This is a genomic window from Halobacillus salinus, from assembly GCF_004684905.1.
Taxonomy (GTDB): domain Bacteria; phylum Bacillota; class Bacilli; order Bacillales; family Halobacillaceae; genus Halobacillus; species Halobacillus salinus.
Genome location: NZ_SRJC01000001.1, coordinates 1,287,749 through 1,307,249, shown reverse-complemented (window position 1 = coordinate 1,307,249; position 19,501 = coordinate 1,287,749). Strand labels below are relative to the sequence as shown.

Annotated in this window: 18 protein-coding genes; all 18 read left to right on the top strand. The window is 44.3% G+C overall.

Annotated features, from left to right (window positions below; all coding sequences use genetic code 11):
* Window positions 1–19 precede the first annotated feature (19 nt).
* The 18 genes from E4663_RS07140 to E4663_RS07055 all read left to right on the top strand — a co-directional run bounded on the left by E4663_RS07140 (window position 20) and on the right by E4663_RS07055 (window position 19,405).
* Complete coding sequence (locus E4663_RS07140; protein ID WP_241657124.1) at window positions 20–943, top strand: bifunctional riboflavin kinase/FAD synthetase; 924 nt, start codon at window positions 20–22, stop codon at window positions 941–943.
* Between the two features lie 128 nt (window positions 944–1,071).
* Complete coding sequence (gene rpsO, locus E4663_RS07135; RefSeq protein WP_079480144.1) at window positions 1,072–1,341, top strand: 30S ribosomal protein S15; 270 nt, start codon at window positions 1,072–1,074, stop codon at window positions 1,339–1,341.
* A gap of 156 nt (window positions 1,342–1,497) precedes the next feature.
* A complete protein-coding gene (gene pnp, locus E4663_RS07130) occupies window positions 1,498–3,630 on the top strand; it encodes a polyribonucleotide nucleotidyltransferase (protein WP_079480143.1) in 2,133 nt (710 codons plus the stop codon).
* A 167-nt stretch (window positions 3,631–3,797) separates the two neighbouring features.
* Window positions 3,798–4,718: a polysaccharide deacetylase family protein gene (locus tag E4663_RS07125; protein WP_135327097.1), complete on the top strand. Its 921-nt coding sequence runs from the start codon at window positions 3,798–3,800 to the stop codon at window positions 4,716–4,718.
* A 12-nt stretch (window positions 4,719–4,730) separates the two neighbouring features.
* Window positions 4,731–4,967, top strand: a complete 237-nt coding sequence (locus tag E4663_RS07120) for a YlmC/YmxH family sporulation protein (RefSeq protein WP_079480141.1) — start codon at window positions 4,731–4,733, stop codon at window positions 4,965–4,967.
* A 210-nt stretch (window positions 4,968–5,177) separates the two neighbouring features.
* Window positions 5,178–6,077 carry a dipicolinic acid synthetase subunit A gene (gene dpaA, locus E4663_RS07115; RefSeq protein WP_135327096.1) on the top strand — a complete coding sequence of 300 codons (900 nt, stop codon included), beginning with the start codon at window positions 5,178–5,180 and terminating at the stop codon, window positions 6,075–6,077.
* A complete protein-coding gene (locus tag E4663_RS07110; protein WP_079480139.1) occupies window positions 6,070–6,666 on the top strand; it encodes a dipicolinate synthase subunit B in 597 nt (198 codons plus the stop codon). Before dpaA ends, E4663_RS07110 begins: the two co-directional genes overlap by 8 nt.
* 103 nt (window positions 6,667–6,769) lie before the next feature.
* Window positions 6,770–7,816 (top strand): aspartate-semialdehyde dehydrogenase, encoded by a 1,047-nt coding sequence (gene asd, locus E4663_RS07105; RefSeq protein ID WP_135327095.1) that lies wholly within the window; start codon window positions 6,770–6,772, stop codon window positions 7,814–7,816.
* A gap of 23 nt (window positions 7,817–7,839) precedes the next feature.
* A complete protein-coding gene (dapG, locus tag E4663_RS07100; RefSeq protein WP_135327094.1) occupies window positions 7,840–9,081 on the top strand; it encodes an aspartate kinase in 1,242 nt (413 codons plus the stop codon).
* Window positions 9,078–9,947 carry a 4-hydroxy-tetrahydrodipicolinate synthase gene (gene dapA, locus E4663_RS07095; protein ID WP_135327093.1) on the top strand — a complete coding sequence of 290 codons (870 nt, stop codon included), beginning with the start codon at window positions 9,078–9,080 and terminating at the stop codon, window positions 9,945–9,947. Before dapG ends, dapA begins: the two co-directional genes overlap by 4 nt.
* A 112-nt stretch (window positions 9,948–10,059) precedes the next feature.
* Window positions 10,060–10,788 (top strand): ClpP family protease, encoded by a 729-nt coding sequence (locus E4663_RS07090; RefSeq protein WP_168927330.1) that lies wholly within the window; start codon window positions 10,060–10,062, stop codon window positions 10,786–10,788.
* Window positions 10,785–10,988: a YlzJ-like family protein gene (locus E4663_RS07085; RefSeq protein WP_079480135.1), complete on the top strand. Its 204-nt coding sequence runs from the start codon at window positions 10,785–10,787 to the stop codon at window positions 10,986–10,988. Before E4663_RS07090 ends, E4663_RS07085 begins: the two co-directional genes overlap by 4 nt.
* Window positions 10,989–11,105: 117 nt before the next feature.
* Complete coding sequence (locus tag E4663_RS07080) at window positions 11,106–13,394, top strand: FtsK/SpoIIIE family DNA translocase (RefSeq protein WP_135327092.1); 2,289 nt, start codon at window positions 11,106–11,108, stop codon at window positions 13,392–13,394.
* 367 nt (window positions 13,395–13,761) lie between these two features.
* On the top strand, window positions 13,762–14,487 hold the full coding sequence (locus E4663_RS07075; RefSeq protein ID WP_079480133.1) for a GntR family transcriptional regulator: 726 nt from the start codon (window positions 13,762–13,764) through the stop codon (window positions 14,485–14,487).
* A gap of 130 nt (window positions 14,488–14,617) precedes the next feature.
* On the top strand, window positions 14,618–15,721 hold the full coding sequence (locus E4663_RS07070) for a BMP family lipoprotein (RefSeq protein WP_135327585.1): 1,104 nt from the start codon (window positions 14,618–14,620) through the stop codon (window positions 15,719–15,721).
* A 146-nt stretch (window positions 15,722–15,867) separates the two neighbouring features.
* Window positions 15,868–17,394, top strand: coding sequence for an ABC transporter ATP-binding protein (locus E4663_RS07065; RefSeq protein ID WP_135327091.1), 1,527 nt, complete (start codon window positions 15,868–15,870; stop codon window positions 17,392–17,394).
* Between the two features lie 19 nt (window positions 17,395–17,413).
* Complete coding sequence (locus E4663_RS07060) at window positions 17,414–18,445, top strand: ABC transporter permease (RefSeq protein WP_421803489.1); 1,032 nt, start codon at window positions 17,414–17,416, stop codon at window positions 18,443–18,445.
* Window positions 18,446–19,405: an ABC transporter permease gene (locus E4663_RS07055; RefSeq protein WP_135327090.1), complete on the top strand. Its 960-nt coding sequence runs from the start codon at window positions 18,446–18,448 to the stop codon at window positions 19,403–19,405.
* Window positions 19,406–19,501 lie beyond the last annotated feature (96 nt).

Genomic DNA, 19,501 nt, shown 5'->3' with positions numbered 1-19,501 from the left:
TAAAGTGGAAACGTTGCACTTGACGCATGAGTCAATCAATCAGTCGTTGCAAGTTAAACCGAGCGCTGTCGCTGTAGGTTTTTTTGACGGTGTTCATAAAGGTCATCAAGCGGTTATCCAAAAAGCAAAAGAAAAAGCAGATGAGTTGGGGATTCAGAGTGCTGTAATGACTTTCGACCCTCATCCTTCAGTCGTCTTAAAAAAAGGTAAAATCAATGCCCATTACATTACCCCATTAGAGGAAAAGGAACAAGTCCTCGCCTCTATGGGAATAGACTATATGTTTGTCGTAAAGTTTGATAAGTCTTTGGCTCAATTGTCACCTCAGGAATTCGTAGACTCCTTTTTCGTTGGCCTAGGGGTTCAGCATGTTGTAGCTGGTTTTGACTTTACATTCGGTCATAAGGGAAAAGGGACGATGGAGATTCTCCCAGAGCTCTCACATGGTCGCTTCACGCAGTCTGTTATTGCTAAAGTGGAGAAAGAAGAGGATAAGATAAGCTCTACTAGAATTCGTCAGGTGCTAGATGAGGGACGGGTTGAGGAGGCGAAAACGCTACTCGGCCGACCATACAGCATTAAAGGCAAAGTCATCGAAGGAGATAAGCGTGGTAGGACAATTGGTTTCCATACGGCGAATATGGAGATCGATCACGACTATTATCTTCCTAAAATCGGTGTATATGCCGTCCGTGTAATTCACCAAGGGACAAGTTACCCGGCAATGGCGAACCTGGGGGTTAAACCGACCTTTGAGGGCGACCGTGAACCGAACGTCGAGGTCCATATTTTCGATTTCGACGAAGACCTTTACGATCAGATGATAGTTGTCGAGTTTCATTTAATGGTTCGAGAAGAGAAGCGGTTTTCCGGGGTGGAGGAGCTTAAGGGGCAACTTGTGGACGATGAGGCACAAATACGTCATTTTTTCTCGGATAGATAGTGGATTTCCCTTGCATTTTTCCTACAAAAAATGTACTGTATAGTATGGAACCTTCGCTTGGCGGCTCGTAACTCCGACGTCCGCTAGGGGAAAGGGAATTTTAAATTTTTACAGGAGGTGTAGTCATAATGGCTATCACACAAGAACGTAAACAAGAACTGATCAATCAGTACAAAACTCATGAAAACGACACAGGTTCTGCAGAAGTACAAATCGCTGTACTAACTGAACAAATCACGAACCTGAACGAGCACCTGCGTACACACAAGCAGGACCACCACTCTCGTCGTGGACTTCTTAAAATGGTAGGTAAGCGTCGTCACTTACTAAACTACCTACGTAATAAAGACATTACACGTTACCGTGAGATTATCAAGAGCCTAGGCTTGCGTCGTTAATGTACAGGGGAAAAAGCGGGATGATTCCCGCTTTTTCTGTATGTTTACATAAAATACCGTGTAAACTGACGATATCTATATTTATTTCGAGCAAAGTCTTTGTGACTTGGCTCTGTAGAATACTAAGAAGAGTTATTTTGAGAGGAGTAAGTTCTTATGGCAGACGAAAAACAAGTGTTTTCCATTGATGTCGCTGGCCGCACGATGTCTGTTGAAGTAGGCGAATTGGCAAAACAAGCCAACGGTGCCGCTCTCATTCATTACGGCGATACAACAGTACTATCGACGGCTACCGGTTCAACGGAACCGAAGGACCTGCCGTTCTTCCCGTTAACTGTTAACTATGAAGAGCGACTGTACGCAGTCGGAAAGATCCCTGGAGGATTCATTAAGCGTGAAGGACGTCCAAGTGACAAAGCGGTATTAGCTTCCCGTCTCATCGACCGTCCGATTCGCCCTATGTTCCCAGACGGATTCCGTAATGATGTTCAAGTGATCAGCTCTGTTATGAGTGTGGATCAGGACTGTTCATCTGAATTTGCTGCAATGATCGGCTCATCCATTTCCCTTGGAATATCCAATATTCCTTTCGGAGGCCCGATTGCTGGTGTGCTTGTCGGACGAGTAGATGGCGAATTCGTTATCAACCCAACGATTGAGCAGCAAGAAAAAAGTGATATCGACCTTACAGTAGCTGGAACGAAGGATGCTGTTAACATGGTAGAAGCTGGAGCAGAAGAAGTTCCTGAAGAGGACATGCTTGAAGCGATCATGTTTGGTCATCAAGAGATTAAACGTCTTGTAGAGTTCCAGGAAGAAATCATTGAGGCAGTTGGCCGTGAAAAAATGGAAGTACAACTATTCGACCTTGATGAAGAATTGAAAGCCTCCGTTGAAGATGAAGCGACAGAGAAAATTGTTGCTGCAATCAAGACGGAAGAAAAGAAAGCACGCGAAGCAGCAATCGACGAGGTAAAGAAAGAGATTGTCGCATCTTATGAAGACAAAGAAGCGGACGAAGAAACAATAAGCAAAGTAGGCGATATTTTAGACAGTATCGTGAAAGCAGAAGTTCGTAGGTTAATTACCAAGGATAAAATTCGTCCAGATGGTCGTGGGGTGGATGAAATTCGTCCATTGTCTTCCCGCATCGGATTGCTTTCTCGTACACACGGTTCCGGCTTGTTCACACGTGGACAAACCCAGGCGCTAAGCGTATGTACATTAGGAGCACTTGGAGACGTTCAGATCCTTGATGGGCTTGACCTTGAGGAATCGAAACGTTTTATGCACCATTACAATTTCCCGAAATTCTCTGTCGGTGAAACTGGCCCAATCCGTGGACCTGGCCGTCGCGAAATCGGTCACGGAGCACTCGGTGAGCGTGCCCTTGAACAAGTGATTCCTTCAGAGAAAGACTTCCCTTACACAATCCGTCTTGTATCTGAGGTCCTTGAGTCAAACGGTTCCACGTCACAAGCTAGTATTTGCGCAAGTACGCTTGCGATGATGGATGCAGGTGTACCGATCAAAGCCCCTGTAGCTGGTATTGCCATGGGTCTTGTCAAGTCCGGTGATGACTACACGATCCTAACAGACATTCAGGGTATGGAAGATGCTCTTGGCGATATGGACTTCAAAGTAGCAGGTACAGCAGAGGGTGTTACGGCACTGCAGATGGATATCAAAGTAGAAGGTTTGTCTCGTGATATTCTTAAAGAAGCACTCGAGCAAGCTAAGAAAGGCCGTATGGAAATCCTAGGTCATATGCTTGATACCATTCCGGAAACTCGCGAAGAATTATCTCCTTATGCACCGAAGATTATGACGATGAAGATCAACCCTGATAAAATTCGTGATGTTATCGGACCAAGCGGTAAACAAATCAATCAAATCATTGATGATACTGGTGTTAAAATCGATATCGAACAAGACGGTACTGTGTTCATCTCTTCTACTGATGCAGAAATGAACCATACGGCACGTAAGATCATTGAGGATATCGTTCGTGAAGTTGAGGTAGGCGAAATTTATGACGGCGAAGTGAAACGCATTGAGAAATTCGGTGCTTTTGTAGAGCTGTTCAAAGGAAAAGATGGACTTGTTCACATTTCCGAATTAGCTGAAGAGCGTATCGGAAAAGTGGAAGATGTTGTATCCATCGGAGATACGATTCGCGTGAAGGTTAAAGAAATTGACAACCAAGGTCGCGTAAACTTATCCCGTAAACAAATTCTCATTGAAGAGAAGAAGAAGCAAGAGGAAGAAGAAGAAAACAAAGAATCGTAAGGATAAGAATGGCACATGGCCAACGTCCATGTGTTCACTCTTTATTCTTATAACGGAAGAGCTGGTTCGCCAGTCTCTTTTTTTTGCCCATTTTTCCCCGTCGCTCACGATATATTATGGTTCTAGCAGAACAGCTTGTACATACACTCTTTATAGGGGTGTAAAGGATGACACACTTAAAAATGACGGGTTGGATCATCGTCTTCTTTTTCTTTTTTGGCATGGGACTTGCTGTCCTTGAAAGCACAGCGGATGCCCCGGTATATAAAGCGGACGATCTTAAACGAATGATTGAAGAAAAAAAACAGGAATTTGAAAAAGAGCCCACGGATGCGACAATTGACTCGGTATGGAAGAAAACGCCGGGGTTGAACGGTCGGAAGGTGGATGTAGAAGCTTCTTTTAATAAGATGAAGAAAAAAGGATCGTTTGATTCCGATTTACTTGTCTTTAAATCTGTACCTCCTAAAGTGCGTATGGAGGATTTACCTGCTTCTCCTATTTACAGGGGGAACCCAGACAAAGAGATGGTGTCATTTTTGATCAATGTTTCTTGGGGAGAAGAGTACCTGCCTGACATGATACAAGCTTTGTCTGAAAAAAACGTCAAGGCAACATTTTTTATAGATGGTGCTTTCGCAAGAGACTTCACAAATCTTGTCCAGATGATTGATGAGGAAGGGCATACGATCGGCAGCCATGGATTTGGTCATAAAGATATGGGAAGTATGTCAGAACAGCAGGCCATAAACAATTTAGAACAAGCAGATGAATTCCTGTTTGCCTTAACCAAATCCAAAGTGAAGTATTTTGCACCACCATCTGGCAGCTTCAATCAGAACACCGTAAGTGCTGCTGATGAATTAGGGATGGAAACGATCCTTTGGACTGTCGATACAATCGATTGGAGAAAACCTACGAAACAGGTGCTGATCGATCGCGTTATCGGTAAAATTCACAACGGCGCAACCATTCTCATGCATCCGACTGCCGTTACTGCCGAAAGCTTACCTGAACTAATTGATGCAATTAGAGCAGATGATTACCGGATAGGTTCTCTACCTCAATTGTTGAGTCCGGAACGTTAAGGAGGGTGTACGGTGAGGTTGAATTCCCTTTCCCAGAAAGAGGTCATCGATATTGAGACAGGAAAGAAACTTGGTATGCTTGGAAGGGCCGATCTAGTCATCGATCCAGAAACAGGTTCTATCCTTTCTCTTGTCGTAATGAACCAATCCTTATTCGGTTTGAGAACTTCAAAGCAACCTTTTTCCATCTCATGGAACCAAATCGAAACAATCGGAGAAGAGACAATTTTATTAAAGAAACAGAAATGAAAAATTCAGTCTAACTATATAGAAACATGAAAAACCACTTCCAGTAAATGGAGGTGTTTTTTGTTCTTATGGCTTATTTAAAGGTGTAAAACGAGTGGTACTTCTTATGCTATTGGAACTTGCCTGCCTTTTCACGAAAACCAAATCACTAACTACCGTCTCCGGCATAGGATACAAAGAGATAAGATCACAGAAAAGGAGACATCCGGCATGCTAACAGGATATCACGTAGCGGTCATTGGGGGCGATGCCCGGCAGATTGAGATCATTCGAAGACTTAACGAATGGAATGCCACGGTATATATTGCCGGGTTCGATCAGTTAAATGAGAGTTTCACAGAGGCGACGGATTTGGAGTTTGAATCGGATCAAGTAAAGAAGCTTGATGCAATCATTCTGCCTGTTCCAGGGACAGATGATCTTGGTCAGATTGACGGTATCTTCTCCAACCGCATAATAACATTATCAGAAGACTGGTTGAGGCAAACCCCTGAACATTGTCAGGTTTTTACGGGAATCACCAATTCATATTTAACAGACCTCATGAAGAAAGTAAATCGTACCTTGCATCCCCTCATGGATCGGGATGATGTTGCCATTTATAACTCGATTCCTACGGTGGAAGGGACAATTATGCTCGTTATACAACATACGGATTATACAATCCATGGATCAAAGATGATTGTTTTGGGACTTGGTCGCGTAGGGATGAGTCTTGCTAGAATATTTGACCACATCGGTGCAGATGTGTCGGTAGGAGTCAGGTCGACAAAAGCTATTGCACGTGTTTATGAAATGGGGCTTACTCCTATAGATATGAATCAACTCGATGAAGAAGACTTAGAGTGCGATATCCTGATCAATACAGTTCCTCACTTGGTTGTAGATCAGCATGTCATTAAACAGCTTCCATCCCATGCACTTATTGTTGACTTGGCTTCTAAACCTGGTGGAACTGATTTTGATTTTGCAACGAAACGAGGTATAAAAGCTATTCTTGCGCCAGGACTCCCTGGTATCGTAGCACCGAAAACTGCCGGTCGCATTATAGCTGATGTAATGTGCCGTATTTTGAAAGAGAAGGTTCGAAAGGAGAATGTACATGAGTAAGTTAAAAGGGAAAACAATCGGGTTTGGTTTAACCGGTTCTCATTGTACGTATCATGAAGTATTTCCTATTATGCAGCAGTTGGTGGATATGGGGGCAACCGTTGTGCCCGTTCTATCCTATACCGTACAAAAAACGGACACACGCTTTGGAGATGCCGCTGAGCATCTGGAAACCATCAAGAAGATTACAGGCGAAGAACTGATCTTGTCGATCCCTGATGCAGAACCACTTGGTCCGAAGCGACCGTTAGATTGTATGGTAATTGCTCCTTTAACAGGTAACTCCACAAGTAAATTCGCAAACGCCCTCACGGACTCACCGGTATTGATGGCTGCTAAGGCCACCTTGCGGAACGAAAGCCCTGTCGTGGTGGCTGTCTCGACCAATGATGCACTTGGGTTGAACGGTGTAAACATTATGCGACTGATGGCTACGAAAAATATATATTTTGTTCCGTTAGGTCAAGATCATCCTTATAAGAAGCCGAATTCACTTGTGGCTGACATGACTTTAATTCCACAGACGATCGAAGCGGCCTTGGAAGGAAAACAACATCAACCTGTACTCATCGAGCGTTATCCGAATTAATGCAATTTTTCTACCAGATGCACTAGGAATTGTGATAGAATGACAAAAATAGTGACCTATTAAATAATTCGAAACATTGTCACAATGGAGAGGGGTACATCACATGAGTTCATCAAATACGTATAATATTGCAATTGTCGGCGCGACCGGGGCTGTAGGGCAGAAGATGCTTGAAACATTAGAGGATCGTAACTTCCCGGTCAACCAACTGAAATTATTATCCTCAAGTCGATCCGCCGGTACGAAGGCTAAATATAAAGGCGAGACCATTGTCGTAGAAGAAGCAACACCCGAGAGTTTTGAAGGGGTGGACATCGCTTTGTTCTCAGCAGGGGGATCCGTTTCTAAATCGCTTGCACCAGAAGCGGTTAAGCGCGGGGCTCTTGTCATCGACAACACAAGTGCTTACCGGATGGCGGAAGGAGTACCCCTTGTTGTACCGGAAGTGAACGAGGCGGATATTAAAGATCACCAAGGGATCATCGCCAATCCTAACTGCTCCACCATCCAAATGGTTGCTGCGCTAGAACCGGTTCGAAAGTCACTCGGACTTAGCCGTGTCATTGTCTCGACTTACCAGGCAGTATCAGGAGCAGGAAACGAAGCAGCTGAAGAATTACGAGCTCAATCTCAATCTTTCTTGAACGGGGAAGAGTTGGAAGCAAACCTTCTTCCTGTGAAAGGTGATGAAAAGCATTATCCGATTGCATTTAATGCGCTCCCTCAAATAGATATGTTCCAAGAAAATGGCTACACATTTGAAGAAATGAAGATGATCAACGAAACGAAAAAAATCATGCACTTACCAGAACTATCGGTTGCCGCAACTTGTGTGCGTCTGCCATTTTTCACTTCTCATGCCGAAAGTGTATATATTGAAGTAGAGAAACAAGGGGCTTCCGTCGAAGATGTGAAGCACCTGCTGGCCAATGCGCCTGGAATCGTTCTCGAAGACGATCCCTCGACGCAGACGTATCCTACTCCGCTTAGTGCAGCCGAGAAGCGAGATGTGTTTGTCGGCAGAATTCGCAAAGACCTCGACCAAGAGAACGGATTCCATCTATGGGTCGTATCCGATAATCTTCTAAAAGGAGCGGCATGGAATAGTGTCCAAATCGCTGAGCGAGTGTTAGCGAACGGCTGGCTATAACCTTACAAAATTGAGGTGGCCTGATGAAGCTGCTAGTACAAAAATTTGGAGGTACCTCCGTCCGGGATGTCGAAAGCCGCTCCCGGGCGAGGGCCCATATAAAAAGAGCCTTAGATGAAGGCTACAAAGTAGTTGTCACTGTCTCTGCTATGGGGAGAAAAGGCAGTCCCTATGCTACAGATACATTGTTAAGTTTGATTGATTACCCTAACACATCCGCATCACTACGGGAGGTGGACCTTCTTATGTCCTGTGGTGAAACCATTTCCTCTATACTTTTCGCCCATGAACTTAACCAGTCTGGAATACGATCGGTATCTCTCTCCGGTGCTCAAGCCGGATTTTTAACCAACAATGATTTCACGAAAGCAAAAATTATTCAGATGAATCCATCTCGCATTCATAAGGAACTGGAAACCTATGATGTAGTTGTCGTAGCTGGCTTCCAAGGTCAGACTCGCCAAGGGGAAACGACAACGATAGGTCGCGGAGGAAGCGACACAACCGCTGCAGCGCTCGGTGCTTCTTTATCTGCTGAGTATATCGACATTTTTACAGACGTAGATGGCATTATGACAGCAGACCCTCGAGTGGTGGAAAAAGCTCGAGCATTAGATGAGGTAACGTACAATGAAATTTGCCATTTGGCTAATCAAGGAGCAAAAGTCATCCACCCCCGGGCGGTTGAAATCGCTATGTATGCTAACGTACCCATTCGGGTCCGATCTACCTACTCTGAACTTCCAGGAACGCTTGTAACCGGTACAACAGAACAATCACGTGCCCAAGAAATGAAGGAGAGGGCTGTGACGGGCATCGCCCATATGGTAGGTCTCACTCAAATTAAGGTACAATCCAAAGAAGATCCATCCAAACTACAATCAGATGTCTTCAAATCGATGGCTTCTGCGGGCATATCAGTAGATTTCATTAACATCTCCCCGAGCGGAGTCGTCTACACTATTCACGAAGCATTTGAAAAAAAAGCGAGGGAAATATTGGAGGCATTAGGGTATGAACCGGAGATGAATAATGGTTGTGCCAAGGTTTCCACAGTAGGTGCTGGCATCGCAGGTCTTCCTGGTGTAACTGCCATGATTGTTCATGCTTTGACAGAGGCTGGTGTGCAGATTCTCCAATCAGCAGACTCACACACGACCATTTGGGTTTTAATCAAGCAAGAGGATCTCATTCCAGCGGTTAATGCCTTACATGAAGTGTTCCAACTAGATGAAGAATCGGTGAAAGGGGAAGTACCATCATGAATTTTGGCAAAGTGTTGACTGCTATGGTGACACCGTTTCATGCCGATCAATCCATTGATTTTGACTCAACGACCATACTCATTGAGCATTTACTGAAAAATGGTACAGATGGATTGGTTGTAGCCGGCACGACAGGAGAGTCCCCGACCCTTACCGTAGAAGAGAAAGTAAGTTTGTGGGATCACGTCGTCAAAACCGTCAATGGTCGAGTTCCTGTAATTGCCGGAACGGGTAGTAATGACACAAAAGCATCCATTGAGCTTTCACAGAAAGCGGAGCAAACGGGAGTAGATGCCTTGATGATTGTGGCACCTTATTACAACAAGCCGAATCAATCAGGGCTTTACCATCACTTCAGAACGGTTGCAGAGGCTGTAAGGCTTCCGGTTATGGTGTATAACGTGCCTGGTCGGTCAGTGGTCCGAATTGAACCGGAAACCATTATCTCACTTTCCAAAGTTGCTAACATCGTCTCGGTAAAAGAGGCGACAGGTGACCTGGATGGGATGGCAGAAATAATCGAGGGGACCTCTGATGACTTCAGTCTTTACAGCGGGGATGATCATTTGACGCTTCCTGCATTCGCAATCGGTGCTAAGGGTATTATTTCTGTCTCTTCTCATATCATCGGAAACGAAATGCAAAACATGCTTTCTCTATTCTCACAAGGTAAGACAAAGGAAGCGGCAGCGCTTCATCGGAAGTTGCGACCTGTTTTTCACGCTATGTTTCAAGCTCCATCCCCTGCACCAGTTAAAGCGGCTCTTCATACAGTTGGAATCGATACCGGAGGTGTAAGGCTTCCTCTTGTACCTTTGACTGATGAAGAGCAAAAGGTGTTACAAAATACTCTAAAAAGCATTTGATCAAAGACCAGCGGAACGATCCGCTGGTCTTTGATGTTATGGAACGATTTTTGTATGAGAGTAAGCGGTTCAACTCATACTACGGGAAAAGAGTGAAAAGGGGTCGTTAGCGATGAACATGAAAGACGCACCGAATCAAGACGAAAAGCAAGATCAGTCCAAATCAACCATTGTCGATAAAATACAGCAGTTGGGTCAATCCTCCGTACCACAGCCTGCAGATTCCAATATTCATGTACTCCCTGTAATTGGACAGGTTGAAGGTCACGTCCAACTCCCGTCTCAGAATAAGACAACAAAGTACGAGCATCTAATTCCTCAATTAATTGCGATTGAGCAAAACCCAAAGATTGAGGGGCTAGTCGTGTTGTTGAATACCGTAGGGGGAGATGTAGAAGCGGGACTCGCGATTTCAGAAATGATCGCTTCCTTATCGAAACCAGCCGTCTCTATCGTCCTTGGTGGTGGCCACTCAATCGGAGTGCCGATTGCAGTCTCGGCTGACTACTCTTTCATTGTGGAGACTGCAACGATGACTATCCATCCGATCAGGATGACAGGGTTGGTAATCGGTGTTCCGCAGACGTTCGAATACATGGACAAGATGCAAGATCGTGTCGTGAACTTCGTAACAAGGCATTCGAATATCGAAGAGGAGAAGTTCAAAGAGCTTATGTTTGCAAAAGGGAACCTGACGCGTGATATCGGAACGAACGTTGTAGGACAACAAGCGGTTGATCATGGGCTCATCGACGCCGTCGGAGGCGTAAAGGAAGCAATGGAGAAATTGACGGAAATGATCCAAAAGAACAAAGGGTCTGAGAATCAGGTGATCCAATGATTCTATACACTCCACTAAGTGAACATGATATTTTCCCTCGAGAAGAGGAAGGGAAGATGGTGTATCATCAACATAAAAACTGTCCTGTAAAATGTCTGGATGCAGGGGATGGCAGGAAACAGATTGTCCAAGTACTGTCTACTGACCCTGCTCATTACATGGACCCAGAGCTTCAACCAGGTCATTGGTTAGACTCGTAACCAGAAAGGTTCAATGGTATAATAGAAACAGCTGTGATGGACTTCATTCAGTAGAGGTGGGCATTGTCCCGCCTCTCGCTGTTTTCAAGATTATATAACAACCTGGAGGTGAAAGTTATGGCTAAGAAGAAGCGTAAAACAAAAAAGAAATCCGGGGTAAAAGAAAATGTGAAATTTGAGCTTGTCGGACTACTCTTTTTGTTTCTCGCTGTGTTTGGAAGCGGAGCATCTGCTATAAGTGATGGAGCTATCCCTGGTGGATTGGAACGGTTATGGCAGTTTATTTTCGGCGTTTGGTATTTCACTGCGACGATTTTCTTTTTAATTGTAGGAATCTATTTGATGGTCAAGAGAAAGTGGCCTTTCTTTTTACATAAGCGACTTATTGGACTTTATATTATGTTGACAGCTCTATTGTTGTTTACTCATCTTCAGACACTTGCTGATGAACTAGCTGCAAGCGAAGGATCTATACTTGCTATGACGTGGGATCGTATGACCATGATGATGCGTGGGGAGGGTTCTTTCTACAGTATTGGAGGCGGACTAATCGGTGCACTGCTTCTCTCTGTGACGTATTACTTATTCTCTGGAGCAGGTGCAGCGATCGTTTCGATCTTTTTATTCCTTATCGGTGTAGTGTTCGTGAGTGAAAAATCGCTCGGAGATGTACTGGCAAAAGTAGGAGCCCGCATGAAGACGGTTGGGAGCGAACAGTACTCCCGTTTGAAAGAAAAGCGCCAAGAGAAAAAACAGCTTGATACAGAGACAGAAGATACGAAAGTCATTGATGTAGCAGGTACAGAAGTGGAAGATGAGGTCGCTCAAGAAGACGAACCTATCATTCAGGACTTCACCGATCATACGAGTTATAATGCAGAGACCGAGGTACAACAAGAAGATAAACAGAAAACAGCTGAATCAAATACATCTCAAGAAGAAACAAGTCTTGAGAAATCGATGCCTACAGCCGAGCATGAAAACTTGGATTATCAATTACCGAAGATAGAGATATTGGACGAGCCGAGTTCAAATCCTCAAAGTCAGGGAAGATCTCATATCCAGGCAACTGTGCGAAAGCTCGAGAAAACATTCCAAAGTTTCGGAGTGAAAGCAAAAGTGACAAAGGTCCACGTCGGCCCTGCTGTTACCAAGTATGAAGTATATCCTGATGTAGGGGTCAAAGTTAGTAAAATCGTCAATTTGAATGATGATTTAGCGCTGGCTCTCGCTGCTAAGGATATTCGGATTGAAGCACCCATTCCTGGTAAATCTGCCGTCGGAATCGAAGTGCCGAACCAAGAAGTGTCCATGGTATCACTACGCGAAGTTCTAGAAACCGGTAAGTCGAAGCCTGAGTCTAAGTTGAGCTTTGCATTAGGCCGCGACATCTCTGGAGAAGCCGTCATGTCCGAACTGAACAAAATGCCACACTTGCTTGTCGCCGGTGCCACAGGTAGTGGTAAGAGTGTGTGTATCAACGGGATCATCACTAGTATTTTAATGCGGGCGAAGCCGCACGAAGTGAAAATGATGATGATCGATCCGAAAAAAGTCGAGCTCAATGTCTATAACGGCATTCCGCATTTACTCGCACCTGTTGTGACTGATCCTAAGAAAGCGTCCCGTGCTTTGAAGAAGGTCGTTTCTGAGATGGAACGGCGCTACGATCTCTTCTCTGATACAGGTACACGTAATATTGAAAGCTACAACGAGTACGTCAAAAAACACAACCAAGAAAACGAAGACTCACAGCCACAATTACCGTATATTGTCGTACTCGTTGACGAACTTGCTGACTTAATGATGGTCGCTTCTAACGAGGTAGAGGATGCGATCACAAGACTTGCTCAAATGGCACGAGCTGCTGGGATCCATTTGATCATCGCAACACAGCGTCCGTCTGTTGACGTAATCACTGGAGTGATTAAAGCGAATATTCCATCACGAATCGCTTTCAGTGTCTCCTCTCAAACGGATTCCAGAACCATTTTGGATTCTGGGGGAGCCGAGAAGCTTCTTGGGCGCGGAGACATGCTCTTTACACCAGTCGGAGCAAATAAGCCTACCCGGGTGCAAGGTGCGTTTCTTTCCGATGATGAAGTGGAACGCGTTGTAAACTTCTGTGTGGAACAACAAAAAGCCCAGTATCAAGAAGAAATGATTCCAGAGGAAGAGAGTGAGGTCAAACAGGAAGTCGATGATGACTTATATCCGGAGGCAGTCCAAATGGTTGTCGAGATGCAGAGTGCGAGTGTTTCGATGATCCAGAGGAGATTCAGAGTAGGTTATACACGAGCTGCGCGCTTAATCGACGCGATGGAAGACAACGGTATTGTCGGTCCTTATGAAGGAAGTAAACCAAGGTCCGTCTTAGTTTCCCAGACCGAAGAACAATCTTCCTGAAAACTAGCATTTTATGAAAACCAGACCCAAAGGTGCGAGATAACCTTTGGGTCTTTTTCTTAGCAGAGATTTCACCTTGCTATTAAATAGAACATATATTGAATTCATCGATTTCCCCAATATCATCCCTACCAAACCTATGGCACACTATATGGAATACTATTCCTTTTTGTAGTGAAAAAATACCCCTATAAAATCAAGAAACGCTTACATTTCGTCAAATCTAGTGACAAAATCTAATAAAATGTCCTGATTCTATTTATTTATCTTCAGAAAAGTGTTATATTAATTTCGAAATATGATGTGTCGAACGTCAGATGTCAGATCTCTTTACGATCGAAGCTCATTAGGACTTGGAGTGAATAGTATGTCGATTAGGCAAGATACACGTCACCTTTATCTACAGGTGATCGAACAAATCAAACGAGACATTGAAAACGGTATCTATTTAGAAAAACAGAAACTTCCTTCCGAATTTCAATTATCTAAATCTTTAGGCGTCTCTCGGGCAACATTAAGAGAAGCATTGAGAATATTAGAAGAAGACGGAGTTGTCACGAGAAGGCACGGAGTCGGAACCTTCGTCAATCCGAAACCATTGTTCACTTCAGGGATTGAAGAGTTAAACAGTGTCACTGGCATGATTGCAGATTCAGGGATGACTCCGGGTTCTCAGTATTTATCGGCTGATTTAGTAGAAGCTACGGAAGAAGACAAGCGTAGATTCGCTCCATTAGAACTACATAACTTGGCAAAACTGGAGCGTGTCAGAACAGCTGACGAACAACCGGTCGTCTATTGCGTAGATAAGATTCCGGAAGAATTGATCCCGATCGACCATGTACGCGAAGCGGATTCATTGTTCAGAACATTAGAAGATTTCACAGGAAAGCGGATCGGATATGCTGTTACGCACATCGAACCGATCGGATACCACGAACGAATCTCTCCCGTTTTGAATTGTGAGCCTGATCAAGCTTTATTATTGCTGAAGCAGATGCACTATTCAGAGGATGATGTGCCAATGTTACTATCCTCGAACTACTTCCGAGCAGATAAATTCAGCTTCCACGTTTTACGAAAAAGAGTGTAAGGGCTTTCAATGTGATGAACTTTAGGGAGGTGAGGCTTCACGCTAATCACGTTTGGTTCTATTACTGTAATTTGTATGACTTAAACAACATTAGGGGGTAATTTACTTGTTTAAAAATCGTTGGTTTGTCATGTTAGCACTTTTATTGTCTCTTGGACTTGTATTAGCAGCTTGCGGTTCATCCGATGAGGGTGGAGAAGATCAATCAAGCGGAGGAGATTCTGGTGAATCAGAAGATTCTTCAGGTGAGGAAGCGGCAAACGGAGACTTCTCTGTTGCGATGGTTACGGACGTCGGGGGCGTTGATGATAAATCATTCAACCAATCCGCATGGGAAGGTCTTCAAGCATTCGGTGATGAGAACGGAATGTCTAAAGGCGAAGGTTTCGACTACGCACAATCTGAAAGTGATTCAGATTACGTAACCAACCTTAACCGTCTTGTACGTCAAGATTACAACTTAATCTTTGGAATTGGATACTTACTACAACCGGCTATCGAAGAAGTAGCGGGTCAATATGGTGACACTCACTTTGCTATCGTTGACTCAGTAGCAGAAGGTGACAACATTGCAAGTATCACGTTCAAAGAACACCAAGGATCATTCCTTGCAGGTGTAGCAGCAGCTAAGAAAACTCAGTCTAACCAAGTTGGTTTCGTCGGTGGAGTTGACGGAGACTTGATCAACAAGTTCGAAGCTGGATTCGTAGCAGGTGTTAAGTCTGTAAACCCAGACATCGAAGTAGACGTTCAATATGCGGAAAGCTTCGCTGCAGCGGACAAAGGTAAACTTATTGCTACAAACATGTATAACAAAGGCGTTGACGTAATTTACCACGCATCAGGCGCGACAGGTAACGGTGTATTTGCTCAAGCGAAAGACATCAAGAACAATGATCCTGAAGCAAACGTATGGGTAATCGGTGTTGACCGTGACCAATACGAAGAAGGTTCTGTTGGTGATACAAACGTAACCCTTACTTCTATGGTTAAGCGTGTAGATATCGCAGTTCAGGACGTTTCTACTCAATCCATGAACGGTGAATTCCCTGGTGGGGAAGTGCTGGAATATGGTCTTGCTGATGATGCAGTAAGCATCGCTCGTACAAACGAAGAAGCTCTTACAGAAGACATCATTTCTTCAATTGAAGAGTGGAAAGAGAAAATCGTTAATGGCGATGTAGAAGTACCAAGCACACGTGAAGATCTTGAAACATACGTGAATTCTCTATAAGAGGTTTGAAAAAGAAGGCTGGTTCTTGGCCGGCCTTCTTTTTTTATAAAGCAAAATCATCAAATGAAGCGGCTCCGGCCCTCTTCATTTGATGATTTTTTCAAGAGAGATCACGACTGGAAAATAAAGAGAGTGAGGGGAAGCGAATGGATTACGTAATCGAGATGCTGAATATACGTAAAGAATTTCCTGGTATTGTGGCGAATGACAATATCAACTTGCAAGTGAAAAAGGGTGAAATCCACGCCTTGTTAGGTGAAAATGGTGCAGGTAAATCCACTTTGATGAACGTGCTTTTCGGCCTCTATCAGCCGGAAAAAGGCGAAATCCGCGTTCGTGGTGAGAAAGCGAACATTACCGATCCGAATGTAGCGAATGGATTAGGAATTGGAATGGTTCACCAACACTTTATGCTTGTCGATACATTCACTGTTACAGAGAACATTGTGTTAGGCAGTGAGCCTAAGAAAATGGGCAGAGTTAACTTGAAGAAAGCGGAGCAGGAAGTTCAGGAGTTATCAGAACGATACGGATTGAATGTGGATCCAAGAGCGAAAATTCGCGATATTTCTGTTGGGATGCAACAGCGAGTCGAGATTCTGAAAACGCTCTATCGTGGAGCGGAGATTCTGATTTTCGATGAGCCTACGGCGGTTCTAACGCCACAAGAAATCAAAGAACTCATCCAAATCATGAAGAGTCTTGTTTCGGAAGGCAAATCCATTATTCTTATTACTCACAAATTAAAAGAGATCATGGAAGTGTGCGACCGCTGCACGGTTATTCGTAAAGGGCAGGGAATTGGCACTGTCGATGTTGCCGAAACGAACCCTACCGACCTGGCATCTTTAATGGTAGGACGTGAAGTGAGTTTCTCAACAGAGAAAAAACCTGCAGAACCGCAAGAGACATACTTATCTATTAAAGACTTGAGAGTGAAAGACGTTCGAGGTGTCGAGATGGTCAAGGGGCTGAACCTTGATGTTAAAGCCGGAGAAATCGTCGGAATCGCTGGTGTAGATGGAAATGGTCAGTCCGAGTTGATCGAAGCCATTACAGGGCTTCGTAAGACAGAGTCGGGAGAAATCAAGCTTCATGATAAAGCCCTTACCAACTTGACGCCAAGAAAAGTAACTCAATCGGGTATCTCTCATATCCCTCAGGACCGTCATAAGTTCGGACTCGTTCTTGACTTTCCTATCGGAGAAAATATGGTATTGCAATCCTACTATGATAAACCTTTCTCTAAAAATGGGGTTATGAACTTTAAAAATATTTATAAAAAAGCGAATGAGCTTATTGAAGAATACGATGTCCGTACACCGGACGCCTACACGAAAGCTCGTGCACTTTCTGGTGGTAACCAGCAAAAAGCGATCATTGGACGTGAAGTGGATCGGTCTCCAGACTTGATCATTGCTGCTCAGCCGACCCGTGGTCTTGATGTAGGTGCCATTGAATTCATTCACCAACGTTTGATAGAAGAAAGAGACAAAGGTAGGGCCGTTCTGCTTCTTTCATTTGAATTGGAAGAAATCATGAACTTGAGTGACCGGATCGCCGTCATGTTTGACGGTCAGATCGTATCCGAAGTCAAACCGGAAGAGACGAATGAACAGGACCTCGGTCTCTTAATGGCAGGAAATACGACAGTGAAGGCAGGTGGAGAATAATATGTTGTTTTCCAATCGAATGATCAATATTTTAATTCCGATAATTTCGGTATTATTAGGGTTGCTTTCCGGAGCGATCATCATGTTCTTCTTCGGGTACAATCCTGTTGAAGGGTATGCTGCCCTATGGAACGGTGCTTTCGGAGACAGTTATTTCTTCGGAGAAACAATTCGACAGGTGACACCTTATATTCTATCGGGACTAGCCGTAGCCTTTGCGTTGCGGACTGGGCTATTGAACATAGGTGTTGAGGGGCAAGTATTTGTAGGATGGCTAGCTTCGGTGTGGGTCGGTATTTCTTTTGAACTTCCTATGGTCATCCATCTCCCACTTGCAGTACTAGCTGCTGCTTTGGCAGGAGCTTTCTGGGGATTCATTCCCGGTATTTTGAAAGCTAAACTTGGAGTACACGAAGTTATTGTGACCATTATGATGAACTATATCGCCTTATATATTTCTAACGAAATGGTCAGAAGTGTACTGACGGACGGTGCAGACCGTACGCCTGAGATTTTCCCAACTGCTTCCCTTGCATCAGAATGGCTTGCAAGTATGACATTTTATTCTCGCTTGCACTACGGAATACTCATCGCATTGTTCATGGCAGCGGTGATGTGGTTTGTACTTAATAAGACAACGACCGGTTTCGAATTACGATCGGTCGGATTTAACCAGAACGCTTCCAAATATGCTGGGATGAATGTTAGTAAGAACATCGTTCTTGCCATGGTCATTTCAGGTGCTTTTGCAGGACTTGCAGGGGCAATGGAAGGACTAGGTACGTTTGGATATATGAACGTTAAATCTGGATTTACGAACATTGGATTTGATGGAATCGCGGTTGCGTTGCTTGGTGCAAATACTGCACTAGGTGTTGTTTTGGCTGCATTCCTATTCGGTACATTGAAAATCGGTGCCTTGAACATGCCTACAGAAGCGGGTGTTCCGACAGAACTTGTAGAGATCGTTATCGCATTAATCATTTTCTTCGTAGCTTCGAGCTACATCATTCGTTGGGTTTTCTTACGTTTCAAAAAGGAGGGGAAATAAATGGGGATTATTGATATCATAGCATCCATCATTCCAGCGGCGATGGTTTACGCTGCCCCTCTGATTTTCACGGCGTTAGGTGGCGTATTCAGTGAACGATCCGGAATTATTAATATCGGCTTAGAAGGCTTGATGGTCATGGGAGCCTTCGTCGGTGTCGTCTTCCACTTAACGTTTTATGATACATTCGGAGCAGCAACTCCTTGGGTATCCATTCTAGTTGCAATGGCTGTATCTGCCTTGTTTGCATTGGTACACGCTGTAGCTTCCATCACTTTCAGGGCCGATCAAGTAGTCAGTGGGGTTGCCATTAACTTCTTAGCACTCGGTATTGGTCTCTTTTTGACAAAGCAATGGTACGATAAAGGGCAGACAGATATGGTCGAACGTCCTTTCTATGCAACGGACATTCCTGGTTTAAGTCAAATTCCGATTATTGGAGACTGGTTCTTCTCTGACTGGTATATGACTTCTTATCTAGCAATCGCTCTTGCTGTTCTTGTGTGGTTCATCATTTATAAAACGCCATTTGGTTTACGTTTGCGTTCTGTTGGTGAGCACCCGATGGCAGCGGATACGAATGGAATCAAAGTGTACCGTATGCGTTATATAGCTGTCATGCTCTCTGGTGCGTTCGGTGGGCTTGGTGGTTCCGTTTATGCGCTGACGGTAGCATTGAACTTCTCTCACTCTACCATCGTAGGTCAAGGGTTTATGGCACTTGCTGCGGTTATCTTCGGGAAATGGCATCCGCTCGGAGCTTTAGGAGCGGCGATATTCTTCGGTTTCGCTCAATCATTGAGTGTCTTCGGTTCTGGTCTGCCGCTGTTTGAAGATGTACCTCAAATCTTCTTATTGATTGCGCCGTATGTACTGACGATTCTGGCACTTGCTGGATTTATCGGACGTGCGGAAGCGCCAAAAGCGTTGGGAGAGCCTTATGTGAAGGGTAGTCGCTAATATAGATTACTACAAGAACCTGGTACCTAGTACCAGGTTCTTCTATTTTCAAGGAATTATGGTGACGGGCTTAATTTTTTACATTTTGAATCATAT